15 protein-coding genes are annotated in these 19,538 nt (G+C 70.0%); 4 read left to right on the forward strand and 11 right to left on the reverse strand.

Features of this window, described 5'->3' with window-relative positions; genetic code table 11:
- Positions 1 to 24: 24 nt before the first annotated feature.
- On the forward strand, positions 25 to 1,065 hold the full coding sequence (locus KIK09_RS15080) for an AAA family ATPase (protein WP_214319829.1): 1,041 nt from the start codon (positions 25 to 27) through the stop codon (positions 1,063 to 1,065).
- Here KIK09_RS15080 and KIK09_RS15085 read toward each other — a convergent pair.
- From KIK09_RS15085 to ctaD, 9 genes are all read right to left on the reverse strand, one after another.
- Positions 1,062 to 2,000, reverse strand: a complete 939-nt coding sequence (locus KIK09_RS15085; protein WP_214319830.1) for a diacylglycerol/lipid kinase family protein — start codon at positions 1,998 to 2,000, stop codon at positions 1,062 to 1,064. The genes KIK09_RS15080 and KIK09_RS15085 overlap by 4 nt on opposite strands.
- 6 nt (positions 2,001 to 2,006) lie before the next feature.
- A complete protein-coding gene (locus KIK09_RS15090) occupies positions 2,007 to 4,730 on the reverse strand; it encodes an immune inhibitor A domain-containing protein (protein WP_214319831.1) in 2,724 nt (907 codons plus the stop codon).
- Between the two features lie 90 nt (positions 4,731 to 4,820).
- Positions 4,821 to 5,162, reverse strand: a complete 342-nt coding sequence (frdD, locus tag KIK09_RS15095; RefSeq protein ID WP_214319832.1) for a fumarate reductase subunit FrdD — start codon at positions 5,160 to 5,162, stop codon at positions 4,821 to 4,823.
- Entirely contained in the window at positions 5,159 to 5,542 is a 384-nt protein-coding gene (locus tag KIK09_RS15100) for a succinate dehydrogenase/fumarate reductase transmembrane subunit (RefSeq protein WP_214319833.1), read from the reverse strand. Before KIK09_RS15100 ends, frdD begins: the two co-directional genes overlap by 4 nt.
- Complete coding sequence (sdhB, locus tag KIK09_RS15105; protein ID WP_214319834.1) at positions 5,539 to 6,306, reverse strand: succinate dehydrogenase iron-sulfur subunit; 768 nt, start codon at positions 6,304 to 6,306, stop codon at positions 5,539 to 5,541. The genes KIK09_RS15100 and sdhB overlap by 4 nt, the downstream gene beginning before the upstream one ends.
- A complete protein-coding gene (frdA, locus tag KIK09_RS15110) occupies positions 6,299 to 8,032 on the reverse strand; it encodes a fumarate reductase (quinol) flavoprotein subunit (protein ID WP_214319835.1) in 1,734 nt (577 codons plus the stop codon). Before frdA ends, sdhB begins: the two co-directional genes overlap by 8 nt.
- Before the next feature lie 5 nt (positions 8,033 to 8,037).
- On the reverse strand, positions 8,038 to 8,271 hold the full coding sequence (locus KIK09_RS15115) for a hypothetical protein (protein ID WP_214319836.1): 234 nt from the start codon (positions 8,269 to 8,271) through the stop codon (positions 8,038 to 8,040).
- Between the two features lie 118 nt (positions 8,272 to 8,389).
- Entirely contained in the window at positions 8,390 to 9,025 is a 636-nt protein-coding gene (locus KIK09_RS15120) for an NAD(P)-dependent oxidoreductase (protein WP_214319837.1), read from the reverse strand.
- Between the two features lie 75 nt (positions 9,026 to 9,100).
- Complete coding sequence (gene ctaD, locus KIK09_RS15125; RefSeq protein ID WP_308164102.1) at positions 9,101 to 10,774, reverse strand: aa3-type cytochrome oxidase subunit I; 1,674 nt, start codon at positions 10,772 to 10,774, stop codon at positions 9,101 to 9,103.
- Positions 10,775 to 10,949: 175 nt separating this feature from the next.
- Between ctaD and KIK09_RS15130 the strand changes: the two genes are divergently transcribed.
- Positions 10,950 to 12,152 carry an aspartate aminotransferase type Ic gene (locus tag KIK09_RS15130; protein WP_214319838.1) on the forward strand — a complete coding sequence of 401 codons (1,203 nt, stop codon included), beginning with the start codon at positions 10,950 to 10,952 and terminating at the stop codon, positions 12,150 to 12,152.
- A gap of 352 nt (positions 12,153 to 12,504) precedes the next feature.
- On the opposite strand, the gene KIK09_RS15135 is transcribed toward KIK09_RS15130, so the two are convergent.
- Entirely contained in the window at positions 12,505 to 13,026 is a 522-nt protein-coding gene (locus tag KIK09_RS15135) for a hypothetical protein (protein ID WP_214319839.1), read from the reverse strand.
- 99 nt (positions 13,027 to 13,125) lie between these two features.
- Here KIK09_RS15135 and KIK09_RS15140 point away from each other — a divergent pair, with 99 nt between their 5' ends.
- Complete coding sequence (locus tag KIK09_RS15140) at positions 13,126 to 14,481, forward strand: FAD-binding oxidoreductase (protein ID WP_308164103.1); 1,356 nt, start codon at positions 13,126 to 13,128, stop codon at positions 14,479 to 14,481.
- Positions 14,482 to 14,638: 157 nt separating this feature from the next.
- Positions 14,639 to 16,819 (forward strand): serine/threonine protein kinase, encoded by a 2,181-nt coding sequence (locus tag KIK09_RS59135; protein ID WP_308164104.1) that lies wholly within the window; start codon positions 14,639 to 14,641, stop codon positions 16,817 to 16,819.
- 9 nt (positions 16,820 to 16,828) lie between these two features.
- Here the strand turns inward: KIK09_RS59135 and KIK09_RS15150 are convergent, their stop codons facing one another.
- A complete protein-coding gene (locus KIK09_RS15150) occupies positions 16,829 to 19,537 on the reverse strand; it encodes a P-loop NTPase fold protein (protein ID WP_214319840.1) in 2,709 nt (902 codons plus the stop codon).
- Position 19,538 lies beyond the last annotated feature (1 nt).

A 19,538-nucleotide genomic window follows, 5' to 3' on the forward strand; every position in this document is an offset into this window, starting at 1 on the left:
AGGCCGCCCGCTAGCGTCGCGACGATGAGACTGCTGTGGCTGTGCGGCCCTTCGGGGGTCGGGAAGTCGTCGGCGGGCTGGGAGCTGTTCACCCAACTCGGCCGCGACGGCGTCAGGACGGGCTTTCTCGACACCGACCAGATCAGCCTGATGTACCCCTTTCCGGCCGAGGAGACCCACCGCCTCAGGGCTCGGGCGCTGGCCGCGCTGTGGCCGAGTTTCCGTGCCGAGGGCGTGCGCTGCATGGTCATGTCCGGCTTCGTCGACAGCGCCGAGGAGATCGCCGAGTACGGCAGGCTGCTGCCGGACGCGTCGATGACGGTCTGCCGCCTGCGCGCGGATCCCGCAGAGCTCGAAGCCCGGTTCAAGGCCCGCGGCCGGCGCCCCGAGCTGGCGGCCGAGGCCGTGGCCAACGCCAGGGACCTGGACCGCAGCGGCTTCGCCGACCTGACGCTCGACACCACCGGGCTGACGGTCCAGGAGGTGGCCCGTGAGGTCCGCCGCCGGGCGCCCGCGGGACGGACCACCGCGGCGGCCGGGGCGCACGCCCACGACGGGCACGCGGACGGCTTCCCGGTGTTGTGGATCTCGGGGGCGACGGCGGTCGGGAAGTCGACCGTCGGCTACGAGGTCTTCACCCGCCTGTTCCGCTCGGGCACCCGCACCTCCTACATCGACACCAAGCAGATCACCGCGGTCCGCCCCGCGCCGAGCCCCGCCTTCGAGGCCGGGAACCTGGCCGCCCTCCTGGCGGTGCACCGGGCGCACGGTGCGGAACGCCTGGTCGTCTCGGGGGACAGGCCCACCCCGATCCCCGGTGCCCGGCTGACCGTGTGCAGGCTCGGCGCCGAGCCGGGGACGCTCGCCGTACGGATCAAGGACCGTGCGGCGGGGCGCGGGCCCGCCATCCCGGGCGACGGGCTGAGAGGCCTGTCGCCTGCGGAGCAGACGCGGGTGGCCGAGCGAGCCGCCGAGCAGGCGCAGAAGGGGGACGCGGACCTGGAGGTCACCACCGACGGGCGGTCGCCTCAGGAGCTGGCGGCGGAGATCATCGCCAGGCTCTAGGTGTCGACGAAGTCCTCGGGCACCATCACGCGCACGCCGTTGGGCACGACGCGCAGCCGGATCGGGGTGCGCAGCCGTACCTCGCCGTCGACGTCGGCGGCCATCGGCGGGTCGGTCTCGAGCAGCATCTCGCGCCCCACCACGAACGGGCCGCCCGCCAGGCTGCGCCAGCGGCCGGTGGTGGCCCTGGCCAGGGTCTCGAGCAGCAGCCGCAGCCTTTTGCCCGAGCCGAGCTGGTAGGCCACCAGCTGCCCGTTGTCGATGCTGATGTCCTTGGCCACCTGCCAGCCGCCGTGGAAGCGGCCGTTGGCGATGTTGAGCTGGTGGGTGAGCAGCTCGTGCCGCCTGCCGTCGACGGTGATGTAGGCGCGGAACGGCTGGTGCCCCGGCAGGACCCGCAGCGCGGTCAGCGGGTAGGCAGGGCGGCCGAGCAGGCGCTTGAGCCACGGCTTGACGGTGCCGGCCACCTCGACGGAGACGCCGAAGCTGGCCAGGTTGGCGAAGGGCCGGTCGTCGGCCATACCCAGGTCGATGTCGGCGACCTTGCCCTCGGAGAACACCCGGATGGCGCCCGGCAGGTCCAGCGGCAGGCCCAGGCTGCGGGCGAAGTTGTTGGTGGTGCCGAGCGGCAGCACGCCCAGCGCCACGTCCCTGTGGGCGATGTGGCGTACCGCCGACGACAGCGTGCCGTCGCCGCCGCCGACCACCAGCACGTCCGGCTCCAGCGCCAGGGCCTTGTCGAGGTGGTCGCGCAGCCGCTTGGGGTTGACCACGGAGAACTCCCCGAGCGGCTCGAACCCCTGCTGGTGGATCAGGTCGAGCGCCTCGAAGTAGTGCCGGCGGCCGCGGCGCGAGCGCGTGTTGACCACCACGGCCATCCGGCGGTCGCGCCGGATGGCCGCGGTGTGGTCGGCCTTGCTCCGCAGGTCACTCATGACCCTTCATCGTAGAGGTGGAACGACCTTCACGAGTGCCCCCAGATTCCCCGGAAGCGGAGCGATCAGCTTGAACTGCACGCCCAGCGCCTTGCCCTCGTCACCCGGGTTGCCGGTGCCCAGGACCGAGCCGTTGGGCAACTGCTGGCCGTACAGCTCGGTGGCGGGGGTGCCGTCGGCGTGCACGACGCGTGTGCTGTAGGACTGGTCGCCCTTGGACGGCACGACCATCGAGGCGTCGAAGTCGCGGTAGCCGAGCGCGCCGTCGCGCACCTCCATGCCGGGGTACCAGGTCTTGGCGTCGGTGAAGGCGGAGACGCCCTTCAGCGCGGCGACGTCCGTGCAGTACTCGCTGAACGGCTCGTTCGGCGCCTCCAGGCACTCCTTGAGCGGATAGGTCTTGCCGAAGGTGAAGGCCGCGTTGGAGGACTGCGTGCGCGACTCCATGTTCTTGCGCAGCGTCGGGTCCTTGTCGGCCGCGGTGCCGGTACGGCGCAGCGGCTCGTAGTGCGAGTCCACGATCAGCAGGGTGCCCTTGGTGCCCACGCTCGGCGGGTTCTCCAGGTTCGGCAGCAGCACGTTGTTGGTGTAGGTCGAGTCGCGGTACCAGACCAGGAGGCCGGGAGCGTCGTACTTGACCTTCTCCACCTTCCACGAGCCGTCGCGTGAGTAGGAGGTGTCGTAGGCGTACTGCAGGCCCTTGTCGAAGCCGTCGAAGTTGCGCCACTCGGCCAGGTAGAAGCGGGAGATCTCGCGGGATCCGTCGTTCTGCGTCCAGCCCTGGCCGCTGGTGTTGGTGAACGAGCCGCCGGTGGCCTTCCAGCCGTTGTCGCCGCCCTCCACGTCGTCGCTCCACACGGCGGCGCCGCCGTTGGTGAGCTGGAAGTCGTCGGCGTGCCAGCCGCGCAGCGTGGTGGCGGCGTCGGTGTCGTAGTCCAGGCGCAGTTTGATCGTCTTGCCCGCGTACGGCGTCAGGTCGACGTAGTCGTGCCGCCAGCCGTTGGTCGCGCCTGTCAGGCCGTGCTTCTTGCCGCCGAACGCCTGAAGGTTCTTGTTCGGGTCCGGGTAGTCGTCCGGGGTGGAGACCTCGTTGCCGGCCTCGTCACGGACCTTGAGCTGGGTCCAGGAGTTGCCGCCGTCGGCGGAGGCCTCGACGAAGCCGTAGTCCCAGTCCTGCTCGGTCTCGTAGTTGTTCCACATCCAGAACTTCAGGTCGGTCCCGGCGGGCACCTGGACGTCGCGGGCCAGCTTGACGTCGGCCCACTCCTGGTCCTGGCCCGTCCACCAGGCCTTGGCGCCGCTGTGCGGGTCGAGCATCTTCTGCGGCGTGCTGGCCAGGTTGACGCGGACGCCGTCAGCGGTGAAGCGGGGCGTGCGCGAGGACTGCCCGACGGTGACCACGCGGGCGGAGTCGCCCGGGTTGAACACCTTCGGGTTGGCCCAGCCCAGCACCCACTTGTCCCACAGGCCCATGTGGGAGGGCATCGACTGGTAGATCGGCCCGGAGTGGGAGCCGCTGGACATCAGGTCCCAGAAGTCCACGTCGGAACTGGCCGCGCCCGAGGTGTCGTAGAGATCGGGCAGGCCCAGGTCGTGGCCGTACTCGTGGGCGAACACGCCGACGCCGGCGTCCTCGGGCTGCACGATGTAGTTGGAGATCTTCTTGTCGGCGCCGGGGATCTTGTAGCCGCCGGCGACCGCGCTGGAGTGCGCCCAGATGGCGTACGTGCCCTCGGCGCCGCCGTCGGCGGACTTGTCCTTGCCCGCGTGGATCAGCACCAGGTGGTCGATGACGCCGTCGGGCTCGGCGTAGTTGCCGTCGCCGTCGAAGTCGGAGACGTCCTCCTGGTCGTAGTCGGCCCAGGGGAAGTTCGGCTGCGCCTTGGCCAGCGCGTCGACCGCGTCGATGGCCAGCTGCCCCGCGCCGCGCGGGTTGTCGGGGTGGCCGCTCATGTCCTGCGGAACGCCGCCGCAGGCGGCCGCGCCGTACCAGGCCTCGGAGTGCGGCGCCTTGACCCAGCCGACGGCCGAGCCGGTGACGGAGTAGGCGCCCTTGGACATCTCCTCGTACATCTTCTTCATCGTGTAGCCGGAGATGTCGATGCCGGGCTTGCCGTCGCGGGGGTCCTTCAGGTCGGTGCGGACGCGCTCGGTGATGCCCTTGTCGGTGTAGAGCATCGTGTTGAAGTGCTGCGTGCTGAAGTCCTTGACCCAGAAGGTGTTGTTGTCCTTGTGCGGCAGGGCCGCCGGGTCGGGGAGCTTGTTGTGCAGCGGGCCGTTCTTGATCGTGCCCGCCGGCTCGGTCACGCAGTCGTTGGGGGCGCTGTTCGTGGTACGCAACCGCTTATAGCCCGAAAAATCGTCATTCGCCTGGTCGTTGAATTCGACGAGGAGGGTGAGCAGCTTGGCGGTCTTGGTCTGCTTGGCCTTCTTGAAGATGAAGTCGGCGGGGTTGAGTCCCGTCCTGATGGCCTCGTTCTCGCGGGCCGCGAGCACCCGGGCGGCAGCCGGGTTGCCGCTGACGAACTTCCTGTCGGCCTTCTGCGCCGGCGTCAGAGACCGGGCGGCCTGCCCCGGAAGGCCGGGTTCCGCCGGGTCGTTGTCGACCCGCGGCGGGGCGAAGTTGATGTAGTAGTCGGCGGGGCCGGGCTGGTAGCCGGAGGCCGAGGCGGGGGTGGGCGCCGTCAGTGCGGCGGCGAGGAGTGCGGCTGCGGGTAACGCCGCTAACATTCGCAGTCTTTTGGGCACAAACCCGGACGTTAGACGTTAGGTAAAGTAACAGTAAAGAACGTTGTTGAAATGTGACGTGCTGCCCCATTTTCAGAACAGGACGAGGACGGCCGCCACCGTGCCGAAAATCGCGGCGCCGTAACAGAGGATCGCGATGACCAGGTCGAACCTGGCGATCCCGAGCACTTCCTCGCTGGTGAATCGGATCCGATGCGCTGCGTGAAACAGGCAGAGCACGACGACCACGAGCAGCGCCAGCCGTACGACGACGTTGCCGAGCAGGGCCTGCAGGTGCCCGGCGGAGGGCCAGTCGAGCACGCCGAGCGGCATGAGCACCCCGAACAGAAGCACCAGCACGGGCAGCACGAGCGCGGCCACCACTCCCCCGCCGCTGAACAGCAGCCAGAGGTAGGGCTCGAGCGTGCGTCTCATCGGAACCCCCGCAGCACGAAGAAGGCGATGATCGCGGAGATGACCAGCCAGGCCGTGTGGTTGCCGCCCTGGATCATCCAGGAGGGCAGCCGGTAGCCGTCGAGCCGGACGACGGTGGCCTTGGGCGCCAGGTTGAGGAAGGTGACCGAGTGGAAGGCGGTGGCGACCAGGGCGACGAGGTTCAGCGCGATCACCCACGGCTGCCGGGCGAAGGCCGCGAAGTCCGCGAGCGTCCCGCCGAGGACCGCGTCGGCGAGCAGCAGCAGGAACACCACGGTCCAGGCCACGAAGACGCTGGTCAGCTCCCGCAGCACGAACACCGTGTAGGTGCGCCTGCGCAGGAACCAGGCGAAGTCGCGCGGCGCGCGGTAGGTCGTCATCGCTTGCTCCTCCTCGCGGAGAAGGGCAGCACCGACCGTAGCGCGGCGGTCACCTTGTAGCGCTGGATGGCCTCGGCCGGATCCACGTGCTTGGGGCAGACCCTGGTGCACTCGCCCACGAACGTGCAGCCCCACACCGCCTCGTCCAGGTTGAGCACGTCGAAGCGGTCGCCCATGTCCCGCGAGTCCAGGTTGTAGCGCTGCGCCAGCGCGATCGCCGCGGGCCCCAGGAAGTCCGGGTTGAGCACGTAGACCGGGCAGGCCGAGTAGCACAGCATGCAGTTGATGCACATGCTGTACTGCTTGAACGCCTCGAGCTGCTCGGGCGTCTGCGCGTACTCGCTGGTCAGCGGCAGTTCCTCGCCCTCGCGGACCAGCCAGGGGCGCACCGACGACAGCTTGGCCAGGAAGTCGTCGATGTCCACCACCAGGTCCCTGATCACCGGGAACCCCTTCAGCGGCTCGATCCTGATCGGCCCGTCGCCGTACTCGGTGAAGAACGTGCCGCAGGTGAGCCTGGGCTCGCCGTTGACGGTCATGCCGCACGAGCCGCAGATCCCCATCCGGCACGACCAGCGGAACGACAGCGACCCGTCGAGCTGGTCCTTGATGTAGGTGAGCCCGTCGAGCACCGCCCAGTCCTCCATCCTGGGCACGTCGTAGCTCTCGACGACCGGCTCGGCGTCCTGCCCGGGCCGGTAGCGCGCGACCTCCAGCGTGATGGTCCGTACTGCCTGCCGTACCTGCTGCTTGGCTTCAGTCACGGCCGTAAACCCTTTCCCCCGGTGGCCAGCGGGTGATCGTGACGGGCAGGAGCCCGACGGAGGGCGAGCCGTCGGGCGCGCGGTGCACGAGCGAGTGCGCGAGGTAGGTCTCGTCGTCGCGGGCCGGATGGTCGGTGCGCTGGTGGGCACCGCGCGACTCGCGACGGTTGAACGCGCAGGCGGCGATCGTCTGCGCGATGTCGAGCATGGACTGCAGCTCCTGCAGGTTGATCAGCTCGGTGTTGAAAGCGGTGCTGGTGTCGTCGAGCCTGGCGTCCTGGGCCCGGTGGTTGAGCTCGGCGAGCGTGTCGACGGCCTTGGCCAGTTCGGCGCCCGTCCGGTAGATGCCGGCGGCGCTCTCGAGCGTGTGCTGCATCTGCTCGCGCAGGTCGGCGATCCGCTCGCCGTTGGGGTTGCCGCCCCGCACGCGCTCGAGCCGCCGCTGTTCGTCGGCCCCCTGCGTGCTCACGGCGGGCGGCTCGGACTGCCGGTGCCCGCGGGCGAACTCGGCGGCGGCCAGGCCCGCCCGGCGGCCGAAGACCAGGATCTCCGGCAGCGAGTTCGACCCCAGCCGGTTGGCGCCGTTGATGCTCACGCAGGCCGTCTCCCCCGCCGCGTACAGGCCGGCGATGGGCGTGGCGCCGTCGAGGTCGGTGTGGACGCCGCCCATCATGTAGTGCACGACCGGGCGCACCGGGATCAGGTCGGTCGCCGGGTCGAGGTTCTGGTAGCTGCGGCACAGCTCGCGCACGAACGGGATCCTGGCGTCGATCTTCGCCTCGCCCAGGTGGCGCAGGTCCAGGTAGACGACCGGCCCGTAGGGGGTGTCGACCGTGCGGCCCTTCTCCTGCTCGTGCACGAAGGCCTGCGAGACCCGGTCGCGCGGGCCCAGCTCCATGCTGCGCAGCTTCGGCGTGGGGGTGGGCTTGCCGAGGTCGTAGTCCTGCAGGTAGCGGTAGCCGTCCTTGTTGATGAGCCAGCCGCCCTCCGCCCTGGCGGCCTCGGTGATGAGGATGCCGGTGAAGGGCAGGCCGGTCGGGTGGTACTGGACGAACTCCATGTCCTTCAGCGGCGCGCCGGCCCGGTAGGCCAGCGCCATGCCGTCGCCGGTCTTGATCGCGGCGTTGGTGGTGAAGGGGAAGACGCGGCCGCAGCCGCCGGTGGCCAGGATGACGGTCCTGGCGGCGATCGTCTCGATGCGGCCGGTGCGGATCTCGACCGCCACGACGCCGTGAACGCGGCCGTCGTCGACGAGGAGCTTGGTGACGTACCACTCGTCGTACCGCTTGATCTCCTGATATTTCAGGGTGGTCTGGAACAGGGTGTGCAGGAGGTGGAAGCCGGTCTTGTCGGCGGCGTACCAGGTGCGTTCCCGTTTCATGCCGCCGAACGGGCGGACGGCGACATTGCCGTCGGGTTCGCGGCTCCACGGGCAGCCCCAGTGTTCGAGCTGGATCAGCTCCCTGGGCGCCTCGGCCACGAACGCCTCGACCGCGTCCTGGTCGCACAGCCAGTCGCCGCCCGAGATCGTGTCGTAGCAGTGCTCGTCGAGCGTGTCGCCGTCGGCTATCACCCCCGCGGCGCCGCCCTCGGCGGAGACGGTGTGGCTGCGCATCGGGTAGACCTTCGACACGACGGCCACCTCGAGCGCGGGGTCGGTCTCCACCACGGCGATCGCGGCGCGGAGACCCGCGCCGCCTCCGCCGACGATGAGCACGTCGATCATGCGCATCAGCTCCCGTGATCAGCCTGGGACCTGTCCTTCACCCGTTTCCCGTCGTGGCGGATGGCGGACAGATGGATGCTCCCGTCGTGGTACTCGTGCCGGATCCTGCGGCAGCCACAGTCGAAGAACTGGTCACGGATCACCAGGCCGTAGCCGTCGTCATCGACGAGGCGATGTCCGCCGGACTTCTTCCCGCAGGGGGCCGTCTCGGGATCGAACTGCGTCTTGGTGCCTGTCATCGCCGATCTCCTTAGATAGGCGAACGCCATTTCCACACAAGCACCGGAGGCCACCTCTGAAAAGGGGGTCAGACCGTACCGCACTGGTAATCACGGAAGAGCTTCCATGACCATGGCTTTACGCGCTGATGCCGACCGCGTGGCGGAAGGTCTCCGGCATCGTCACGAAGTCCAGCATCGCCCGCGCCGCATCCGCCCTGGTGATGGACGCGCCCACCGGCCCCGCCTCGACCAGGTGGCGGTAGGTGCCCGTGCCGGGAGAGTTCAGCAGCCGCGGCGGGCGCACCACGGTCCAGTCCACGTCGCTGTCGCGCAGGATCCGCTCCATCCGCGCCAGATCGGTGTAGACGTCCCTGAGCACCGCCCACAGCAGCGGCCCGAAGACGCTCCGCGAGGCGAACGGCTGTCCCGCGCCGGTCCTGTTGAGGGGGCCCGCGCTCACCGTCAGGATGCGCCGCACGCCCGTCGACGCCATCGCCTCGAGCGCGGCCCTGGCGGAGGTGGAGGCGGGCCTGAGCGGATCCTTGCGCCCCGCGGCCCCGATCCCCGACAGCACGGCCTGGCTGCCCGCGATGACCTCCTTGACCGAGACGGCGTCCAGCGCGTCCGCCCGCACGACCGTCAGGTTGTCATGCCGTACGGCCAGCCGCGCCGGATCCCGCACGGCCGCGGTGACCTGGTGCCCGTCGGCCAGCGCGAGGGTGACGACGTGCCTGCCGATGCCGCCGCTGGCGCCCAGAACGGAGAGCTTCATGGCCCCTCCCAAGGGTGAGTGAATACTTACCAACCCTCAGTGTACGAAGGAGCACGGCGCCTCGCGCAGGCGGGCTCAGTCGGACTTCTGCGCCTCCTCCGGCTCCTCGATCGCCGGCACCTCACGCGGGTAGTGCAGGTCGAAGGCCGGCCGTTCGGAGCGGATGGGCGGGATGGTCAGGAAGTTGTGCCGCGGCGGCGGGCAGGAGGTCGCCCACTCCAGCGAGTTGCAGTATCCCCAGGGGTCGTCGAGCGTGACCTTGGGCGCCTTGCGGGCGGTCTTCCAGACGTTGTAGAGGAACGGCAGCGTGGACAGGCCGAGCAGGAACGCCCCCGCGGAGGAGAGCTCGTTCAGCGAGGTGAACCCGTCGGCCGGGCTGTAGTCGGCGTACCGCCGGGGCATGCCCAGCATCCCCAGCCAGTGCTGCACCAGGAACGTGGTGTGGAAGCCGATGAACAGCGTCCAGAAGTGCAGCTTGCCCAGCCGGTCGTCGAGCATCCGCCCGGTCATCTTGGGCCACCAGAAGTAGAACCCGGAGAACATGGCGAACACCACGGTGCCGAACACCACGTAGTGGAAGTGCGCCACCACGAAGTAGCTGTCGCTGATGTGGAAGTCCAGCGGCGGCGAGGCCAGGATGACGCCGGTGAGCCCGCCGAGCAGGAAGGTGATCAGGAACCCGATCGCGAACAGCATCGGCGTCTCGAAGCTGAGGTGGCCGCGCCACATCGTGCCGACCCAGTTGAAGAACTTCACCCCGGTCGGCACCGCGATCAGGAACGTCATGAACGAGAAGAACGGCAGCAGCACCTGACCGGTGGCGAACATGTGGTGCGCCCACACGGTCATCGACAGCCCCGCGATGGAGATCGTCGCGCCGACCAGCCCCATGTAGCCGAAGATGGGCTTGCGGCTGAAGACCGGGATCACCTCGGTGATGATCCCGAAGAACGGCAACGCGATGATGTAGACCTCGGGATGGCCGAAGAACCAGAACAGGTGCTGCCAGAGCATCGCCCCGCCGTTGGTCGACTCGAACACCTGCGTGCCCAGCTTGCGGTCGATCTCCAGCACCAGCAGCGCCGCCGCGAGCACCGGGAAGGCCATCAGCACGAGCATGCTGGTCAGCAGCGTGTTCCAGGTGAACAGCGGCATCCGGAACATCGTCATGCCGGGGCAGCGCATGCAGATGATCGTGGTGATGAAGTTCACCGAGCCCAGGATCGTGCCGAGACCTGACAGCGCCAGCCCCATGATCCACAGATCGCCGCCGATGCCCGGGCTGTAGACGGGCGAGTTCAGCGGCGCGTAGGCGAACCAGCCGAAGTCGGCGGCGCCGCCCGGCGTGGCGAACCCGAACAGCACGATCATCCCGCCGAACAGGAACAGCCAGTACGCCACCGCGTTCAGCCGCGGGAAGGCCACGTCGGGCGCGCCGATCTGCAGCGGCATGACGACGTTGGCGAACCCGGCGAACAGCGGCGTGGCGAACAGCAGCAGCATCACGGTGCCGTGGATGGTGAACAGCTGGTTGTACTCCTGCTGGGAGACCAGCTGCAGCCCCGGCTGGGCTAGTTCGGCCCGGATGACCATGGCCATGACGCCCGCGATCAGGAAGAACACGAACGAAGTGATCAGGTACAGGTATCCGATGACCTTGTGGTCGGTCGTCGACATCCAGGACACGATGATGGTGCCGGTCCTGCGGCGCCTGACCTGCTCGAACGACGTCTCGCGAACGGTCGTCACGGCTGCTCCCCTCCACCCCGGAGTGTTGCGTGCCTCGATCCCACCATTGCACAGCTCCGATCGCCCTACGTGAAGCCGTATAACGGAAAATCTCCCTTGTCCACATGGTGGACATCGGCCCGGGCGGCCACCCCCGTCTCCTATCCTCGGTGTTTCACCGATCGGAGGAGATTTCGTGAGTGCTCAGCGTGACTACGCCGCCCTCGTCCAGCAGGGACTCAAGCTTGACCTGACTCGGGGCAAGCCTTCGTCACGCCAGCTCGACCTCTCCAATGACATGCTCAAACTTCCGGCGTCTTACACCTGCTCCGACGGCACCGATGGGCGCAACTACGGAAACCTGCAGGGACTGGCCGAGCTGCGGGAGCTGTTCGGGCCGCTGCTGCAGGTGCCGGCCGGGCAGCTGGTGGTGGGGGGAAACTCCTCGCTGGCGATGATGCACGACACGATCGTGCACGCGCTGCTGACCAAGGTGCCGGGGGCCGAGCGGCGCTGGGTGGAGCAGGACGTGACGTTCCTGTGCCCGGTGCCCGGCTATGACCGGCATTTCACGATCTGCGAGCGGTTCGGGATCAAGATGGTGCCCGTGCCGATGGGGGCCGACGGGCCCGACATGGACGTCGTCGAGCGGCTCGTCGCCGAGGACGCCTCGGTCAAGGGCATCTGGTCCGTGCCGAAGTACAGCAACCCGTCCGGCGTCTCCTACAGCGACGAGGTCGTCCGCCGCCTGGCCTCGATGCCGGCCGCCGCCCCCGACTTCCGGATCTTCTGGGACAACGCCTACGCGGTGCACCACCTGACCGACACGCCCGACCAGCTCGCCGACCTGCTGGCCCTGTGCGAGCAGTACGGCAACGCCGACCGGACGTTCGTCTACGGCTCGACCTCGAAGGTCACGATGGCGGGCAGCGGCGTGTCGTTCTTCGGCTCCTCGCCGGCCAACGTCGAGTGGTTCCTGGCCAACACCGCCAAGCAGTCGATCGGGCCCGACAAGATCAACCAGCTGCGGCACGTGGAGTTCCTGCGCGACGCCGACGGCGTGGCCGCGCACATGCGCAGGCACGCCGAGCTGATCTGGCCCAAGTTCGAGACCGTGGACCGGCTGCTGACCAAGGAGCTGGGCGACCTGGCCACCTGGACGAGCCCGCGCGGCGGCTACTTCATCAGCCTGGAGGTGCCGAACGCCCGCGAGGTGGTGGCCAAGGCCAAGGCCGCGGGCATCGCGGTCACCCCGGCCGGCGCCACCCACCCCTACGGCGACGACCCGGCCGACCGCACGATCCGCCTGGCGCCCACCTACCCGGACCTCGAGGAGCTCGAGCAGGCCATCCGCGGCCTCATCACCTGTGTTCGGGTCGTCGCAGAAGAGCTTTCTTAGGTACGGCGAGGCCGCCCCATCGCCACCCGCCGCACTCCGGCCGGGCCCTGTCCAGGGGGACGATCCTCCGGCGATGCGGGGCTGGCCGCCGTTACGACGCACGGAACCCGCCTGGACGGGTCCCCAACCCACGACGCCCTCCCCGGCGCTTTCCCGCGCCGGGGTCGGCGAGTCGTGGGACGGCGGTTGTCCGGCGCAGGTACGGCGGGCCAGGGAGACCGTGGTGCCCGCGTCCCGAAGCGGCGTGACGGCGGGCAAGCGGCACCGACTCGCCGCAAGCGCCGGTCGCGGGCCCTGAGCCGAAGTGCGGCGGGCGGCGGGTGGCGGCGGCCTGCCGTACAGCAGAAAGTTGTCAGTGGGGTCTGAAGCCGAAGATGTACTCGCGCATTTCCGCCGGCGGGAAAGCCATGCCGATGCCGGGCTCGAAAACTTGGTTGTCGCGGGTGCAGTAGTACAGGCCTTCCCAGACCAGTAGCGCCTTGTCCCTGGCGGGGCCCTCGGCCGCGTCACGCTTGCGGGCGCCGTACGAGCTGAGCACGAACAGCAGGCCGAGCCCCCAGAACAGGCCCGTCAGGCACAGCGGCGCGAGCAGCACCTCCGTCCAGGTCGTCTGCTTGCCCATCGCGATGACCAGCGACGACACCAGGTGTACCAGGGCGGCGCCTAACAGCATCAGGTACCCGGCGTTCCTGGTCGAGGCCGCGTAGTGGCGGGAGGGGAACGACAACCACACCGCCAGCTGCGTGCGGTGCATCACCTGTTTGGTGGCTCCGCCGAGCGACAGGGACGTCGGCAGGTCGGCGATCTCGCGCTCGCCGGGAGGCCTGACGCGTCCGATGCGGTACGTGGTCCCCGCTGCGACAACTCCCGGCACAGAGGCAACCTGGTCATCTTGCTTACAGACCGGGCACGTCACATCCACTTAGGCAGTCTGGCCTTAAGTAACAAGCGGTGCAAACCGTAGTGTTTACCTGTGATTGATGCCTTGGTGAACGCCTTGCCTGAAGGCCGCGTCGTGACCGACCCCGACGTCATCGACTCCTACGCCCGTGACAGGACCTTTCTCGAGCCCGGCAAACCGCTCGGCGTCGTGCTCGCGACCAGCCGAGACGATGTCGTGACGACGCTGAAGTGGGCCAGCGAGCACCGGGTGCCCGTCGTGCCGCGCGGCGCGGGCACCGGCCTGGCCGGCGCCGCCACCGCGAGCGACGGGGCGATCATCCTGTCGCTGGCCAAGATGACGGCGATCAAGGAGATCTCCCCCGACGACGAGCTCGCCGTGGTCGAGCCCGGCGTCATCAACGCCGACCTGGACAAGGCGGCCCGCGAGTACGGCCTGATGTACGCGCCGGACCCGTCCTCCTACGAGATCTCCACGATCGGCGGCAACCTGGCCACCAACGCGGGCGGGCTGCGCTGCGTGAAGTACGGCGTGACCCGCGACTCGGCGCTGGGCCTGGAGGTCGTGCTGGCCGACGGCCGCGTGCTGCAGACCGGGCGGCGCACGGTCAAGGGCGTGACGGGTTACGACCTGACCGGGCTGTTCATCGGGTCCGAGGGCACGCTCGGGGTGATCACGTCGGCGACGGTACGGCTGCGCCGCGTGCCCGCCGTGGAGCCCGCCACGTTCGCGGCCGAGTTCGGCTCGCTGCGCGACGCGGGCGCCGCCGTGGCCGCCATCATGGCCGCCGGCTGCCAGCCCTCGCTGATGGAGCTGCTCGATCGCGCCACGCTCGAGGCCATCGACGACTGGCGCAACATCGGGCTCGAGCCGGACACCATGGCGATGCTGATCGGCCAATCCGACGCCTCCGACGCGCCCGAGGTGGCACAGCGCATGCAGGAGCTGTGCGAGGCCAACGGAGCGAGCTTCGTCGCGGTGTCCTCCTCGCCGCAGGAGACGGAGGAGCTGATCGGCATCCGGCGGATGGCCTACCAGGCCAAGGAGCGCCTGGGCGCCTGCCTGGTCGAGGACGTCTGCGTGCCGCGCTCCAAGCTGCCCGAGATGATCACCGCGGTCGAGGAGGCCGCCCGCAGGCACTCGGTCAAGATCTGCACAGTGGCCCACGCCGGCGACGGCAACCTGCATCCCGTGTTCATCTTCGACCACGGCACGGTCGAGCCCCCGGCCGAGGTCTGGGCCGCCGCGGACGAGGTGTTCCGCCACGCGCTGGAGCTCGGCGGCACCCTGACGGGCGAGCACGGGGTGGGCCTGCTCAAGAAGCGCTGGCTGGCGCTGGAGTCGGGTCCGGTCGTCCAGGAGATCGAGCACGGGATCAAGGCCGTTTTCGATCCGCTGGGCATCCTCAACCCCGGAAAGGCGATCTGAGGGACTCGGTTGACCAAGACGTGACCTGGCTCCTGACCTGCGATGTCACGTGACCGGTTTGTCCAGAACATGAAAGATCTGTCAGGTCCGGAAGACGTAACAATGGCCACACTGGTAGCGTTTTGCCCCGCTTGTTCATGACAAAGGGGAGTCAGACGTGGATCAGAACCAGCCGCTGGCGGCGGACGACCCGCGGCGGCTGGGCGCCTACGACATCGTCGCCCGGCTCGGCGAGGGTGGTCAGGGCGTCGTTTACCTGGGCCGCGGCGAGACAGGGGACCAGGTCGCGATCAAGCTGCTGCACCAGGCGCTGGTGGCCGACGCCGAGGCCAGGAGCAGGTTCCTGCGCGAGGTCGCCGTCGCCCAGCGGGTGGCCAGGTTCAGCACCGCCCCGGTGCTCCACGCCGACCTCGAGGGCAGCCGGCCGTACATCGTCAGCGAGTTCGTCCCCGGGCCGTCGCTGCGCGAGCTGGTGGTCAAGGAGGGTCCGCGCCGCGGCGCCGCGCTCGAGCGGATCGCGATCAGTACGGCTACCGCGCTGGCGGCCATCCACCGGGCCGGCATCCTGCACCGCGACTTCAAGCCCGCGAACGTGCTGATGGGGCCCGAGGGTCCCGTCGTGATCGACTTCGGTATCGCGCGCGCCCTGGACGCGCCCGGCGCCACGGCCACGGGGATGGCCATGGGCACCCCGTCCTACCTGGCTCCCGAGCAGCTCAGCGGGGACCCGGTGACGGAGGCGGCCGACGTGTTCGCCTGGGGCGTCACGATGGTCTTCGCGGCCACGGGCAAGCCCGCGTTCGGCGCCGACTCGATCCCCGTGGTGATGAACCGCATCCTCCACGAGGAGCCGCAGCTCGGCGGCATGGACGGCGTGCTGAGCGACCTGGTGGCGGCCTGCCTGTCGAAGGACCCCGCCCAGCGCCCCACGGCCGACGAACTCATCCTCCACCTGACCGGCCAGCCGGCCCCCACCATCTCGGGCCCCAACCCCATCCCCCAGCCCGCTCCCGGCCCCCGGACCACCCCGGCTCCGCAGGGCGCTTCCGGCCCGCAGCCGGCCTTCGGCGGCCCTCAGCCCGGTCCCCAGGCCGCACCGGGGCCGTGGCACGGTCAGCCGCCGGTCACCGGCCCTCTGGGCATGCCCGCCGCCGCTGCCGCCGCGTCCCCTGGCCGGCCCGCGAACGCCCCCGCAGGCCAGGCTCCGAACGCCTCGGGCCCCGGCGCGCATGCCCCCGGAGCCCCGACCGGTCCCGGCCAATCTCCGAACGCTCCCGGCCCCAACACCCCGGGACCGAACGCCCAGGGCGCGAACCCGCAGGGACCGCAGGCGAAGGGTGCGGGTCAGCCCCCGTACGCCGGTGCGCCCGGGCAGCCGGGTGGCGGGCCGAACCTGTTCCAGCCCGGCTCAGGAGTCCCGCCCCAGCAGCCGAAGCCGCCGGCGGACGGCGCGGCGGTCAAGCAGCGCCGCGTCCTCACCCTGGCGCTGTCCGGCGCCGCGGCGGCCGCCCTGCTGGTCGTGGCTGGCGCCGTGGTGGTGAACGCCAACTCCCGCCCCACCCAGGTCGTGGCCGTGGGCGACGCCTCGCAGGCGACCCCCACGGACGGCTCGGGCGCCGGCCAGCCCGCGGACCCGCCCGTCGATCAGCCCACCACCGTGCCCACGGGCGACCCGCAGCCGGTGCCGACGCTGACGATCGAGCAGCCGGACCCCACCAAGACCAAGGAAAAGCACCTCAAGCAGCCGCCGATCCAGGTCACCGTCACCCAGGCCCCGGTTCCGACCACGGCCCCGCCGACGACGGCTCCCACGACGGCGAAGCCGACGCACAAGCCCACGCACAAGCCGAGTCAGAAGCCGAAGAACACCGACTCGACCGACCCCAACACGGAGACCCCGCCGACGGTCACCGACGCCCCCCAGCCCACCAGCCCGACCAAGAGGCCGACCACCAGGCCCACGGTCAAGCCAACCACCACCGTCAAGCCGACGACGAAGCCGACGACCGCCCCCAAGCCGAACCCGTACTCCGCCACCCAGGTGTGCGGCGCCGGTTTCAAGGTCATCGACTCGCACGCGCTGGGCAGCAGCGCCACCATCTACCTGCTGTACGGCAACGGCAAGAACTGCGTGGTGACGATGTCGCGCTTCGTCTACCCCAACAAGGTGTCGATGAACGCCACCCTGAAGGTCCAGAACGGCGGCAGCGGCGGCAACCCCGGCAGCTTCACCGCCTACGCGGGCCCGATCCGCCTGGCCGCGGTCAAGAAGTGCGTCCAGTGGGGCGGCTCCTGGAGCAACCTCAGCTGGACCTCCGGCTGGTCCCACTGCACCTGACCTGCGGGTTCAGGCGAGCCACGACGCGCAGGCGCCGAGTTCGGCGCCCTCGCGGAGGAACTGCCACAGCTCGCCCCCGCACCGGGGCGGCGCCATGGTATCGGCCTGGAACGCCCGCGGCCAGTCGTCCTGCCTGTTCTCCCTGGCGCAGCGTTCCAGCCGCGCCAGAGGGTGCTCGCCGTCGGCCGGGGCGAGGGTGCCCGTCAGGTGCGGCCACCGGATGGCCAGGATGGCGAGCTTGGCGATCTGCGCCGGGTCCGGTGACTCCTCGCCGATGAGGCGCTGCCGCTCGGCGATGAAGGTGTAGAAGCGGTAGAGGTTCACCAGGCGCTTGACCTCGCGCGGGTTGCGCGAGGAGAGCATGGGCATCGTCTGCTTCAGCGTGGCGAGGGCGTCGAGGTCGCTGTAGAGGTCGGAGACGACCCGGTCAGCGGCGGCCAGCGTGACGGGCCGCAGGGGTGCGGGCAGGCCGAGCCGTTCCAGCTGGACCTCCAGGGCCACCTCGCGGAGCGTGTCGGGGGTGGGGTGCCTGTCTCTGATCTCCTGCTCGATGGCCGCGACCTCCTCGGGTGAGGGCCGTCCCTGCCCGGACGGCGTGGCCGTACCGCCTGTGACCGCCGGATCCCGCGACGGGCCCGGGCTCGCTGGAGCGGCGCCGCCCGAGGGCGCTGGAGTCGCCAGGGAGGTGCCCGGGGTCGCCTGCTCGACCAGCGAGCTCAGGTAGTCGGCGAGGTCGTGGCGCGGCGCGGGGATGGTCACGGGGAGCTGGATCAGCTTCTCCATGAAGCGCCACCCCAGCGAGGAGCCCTCGCCGACGGGCTTCTGGGCCTGCACCAGCTTGTCGTAGGCGACCTCCACGTGCGCCGCGACCGCGCCGGGCTCCATCCCGAGCACGAAGACGCAGTTGTGGAACTCCCCCGCAAGGAACAGGTTGACCGCCTCGATGACCTGGGTGACCGTACCGGGCGAGCATCTGTCGAGGTCGTCGACGAAGACGACGAGCGGCCGCCGCTTGGTGGCGATGAGCTCGAGCACCCGCTTCATGTCGGTCTGCACCAGGTGCAGGAAGCCCAGCCTGCTCGCGTATCCGGGATCGGGGAGGATCTGGTCGAATCCCGCCTTGGCCTGATCGGCCAGCAGATTGCGGCTGCCGCCGAGGATGTCGGGCTTGCGGACCAGCGCGGCGAGCGGGCCTGTCGCGGTCCTCGCCAGGAAGGACCAGGCCTGCCCGGCGAGGACGGCCAGCGTCGCCAGGGTCCCGCCACCGAAGATCGCGGTGAGGACCCCCGACAGCGCCTCACGCAGCGGCGCGAAGGCCTGTACGGCGAGCGTGATCAGGACCGCCACCGCCCACACCGCAAGGACGGGCAGCAGCCGCTCGGCCAGCAGGCGGTACCAGCGGCGGCGCAGCGCGCTGCGGTCGATCCTGGCCAGGTTGAGCCGCAGCCAGAACAGCTCCCTGTCGGCGAGGACGAGCCTGTCGGTGACCTGGGTGATGATCTCGTGGGCGAGCCCGGCCCAGACCTGCTCGCCGCTCTGGTACATCCACGGGTTGAACCACACCGTGGGGCGCCAGTCGTCGGCCAGGATGGGCGCCCCCTCCGCCAGCACGGCCCGCAGCCTGCCGGGAGAGGCGTCCTGGGCATCGGCCTGGTGCAGGATCTCCAGGTTGGTCACCCGGTCGCGGAATCTGCGCCGGCGGTCCTTGTCCACGGGGTCGTCGTCCAGGCGGATGGGACATGGGGGCCGGTCGTCGTCCTGCGGGTCCAGGTTGTTCTGGATCATCCGCATGAGCGAGGTCTTGCCCGCGCCCCAGGGCGCCTTCAGCCCGATCGTGAGCGGCGGGCGCGTCTGGCGGTGCCGGATGAACTGCGCGATCGCGTCCGCGTAGTGCGCGTGGTCGAGCCGGTCGCGCAGCGTCCAGTAGTCGCTGGTGATCATCGGCTCCGGGCGCGGCCGGTGCCCCCTGGCCAGGAGGAAGTACCGGCGGGCCCGATCTCGGGCCAGCGCGATCGCCTCCGCGGAATCCTCCCGCTCGGCCTGCTCCCTCGCGAACCCGCGGACCACATCGGGCAGCCGCAGCCCGTCGGCGGAGGCGTCGGCCAGAGACGCGGCCACGAGGTGGTTCGCCGCCGCGCCGAGCTCCGCCTCCGACGCGTCCTCGATCAGCGCGCTCATCAGCGCCCTGGGCAGGTCGACCTCCTCGGCGACCGCCAGCCTGCGCAGGAGCGTGGCGGCGAGAGGTTCGAGCGTCCCGTAGGCCCGCTCGACGACATCGCGAGTGGGGGCGACCACGTCACGTTCCGTCCCGGCCGGCCCCTCGACCGGGATCGCGCTGGACTCGACCGGGATCGCGCTGGACTCGACCGGCGGGGCGGCTTCGACCGACCGCGAGCCCAACGGGGCCGAGGGCTGCTCGGACAGGTCTGCCAGCAGGGCTTCGTGGCGTGCGCGCCAGCGGTCCAGGTCGGCCAGCTCGTCCTCGAAGGGGATCCCGTGCTCCCTGGCGAAGGCGCCGCAGGCCTCCAGGAAGGCGACCACGAACTCCCACGACGGTGCGGACTGCCCGGCGAGCTTTTCGCTCACGGTGATCTCGGCCAGCCGTACCGGGCCACTGGTCGCTGAGAGCCGCTCCAGCTCCTTGTACGCCGGGCTGCCCGCCAGGTCGCGCAGCCTGCGCAGCTCGGCGGCGAAGTCCTCGAGGTCCTGCTTGCCCATG

This window comes from Nonomuraea sediminis (assembly GCF_018531495.1).
Lineage (GTDB): Bacteria > Actinomycetota > Actinomycetes > Streptosporangiales > Streptosporangiaceae > Nonomuraea > Nonomuraea sediminis.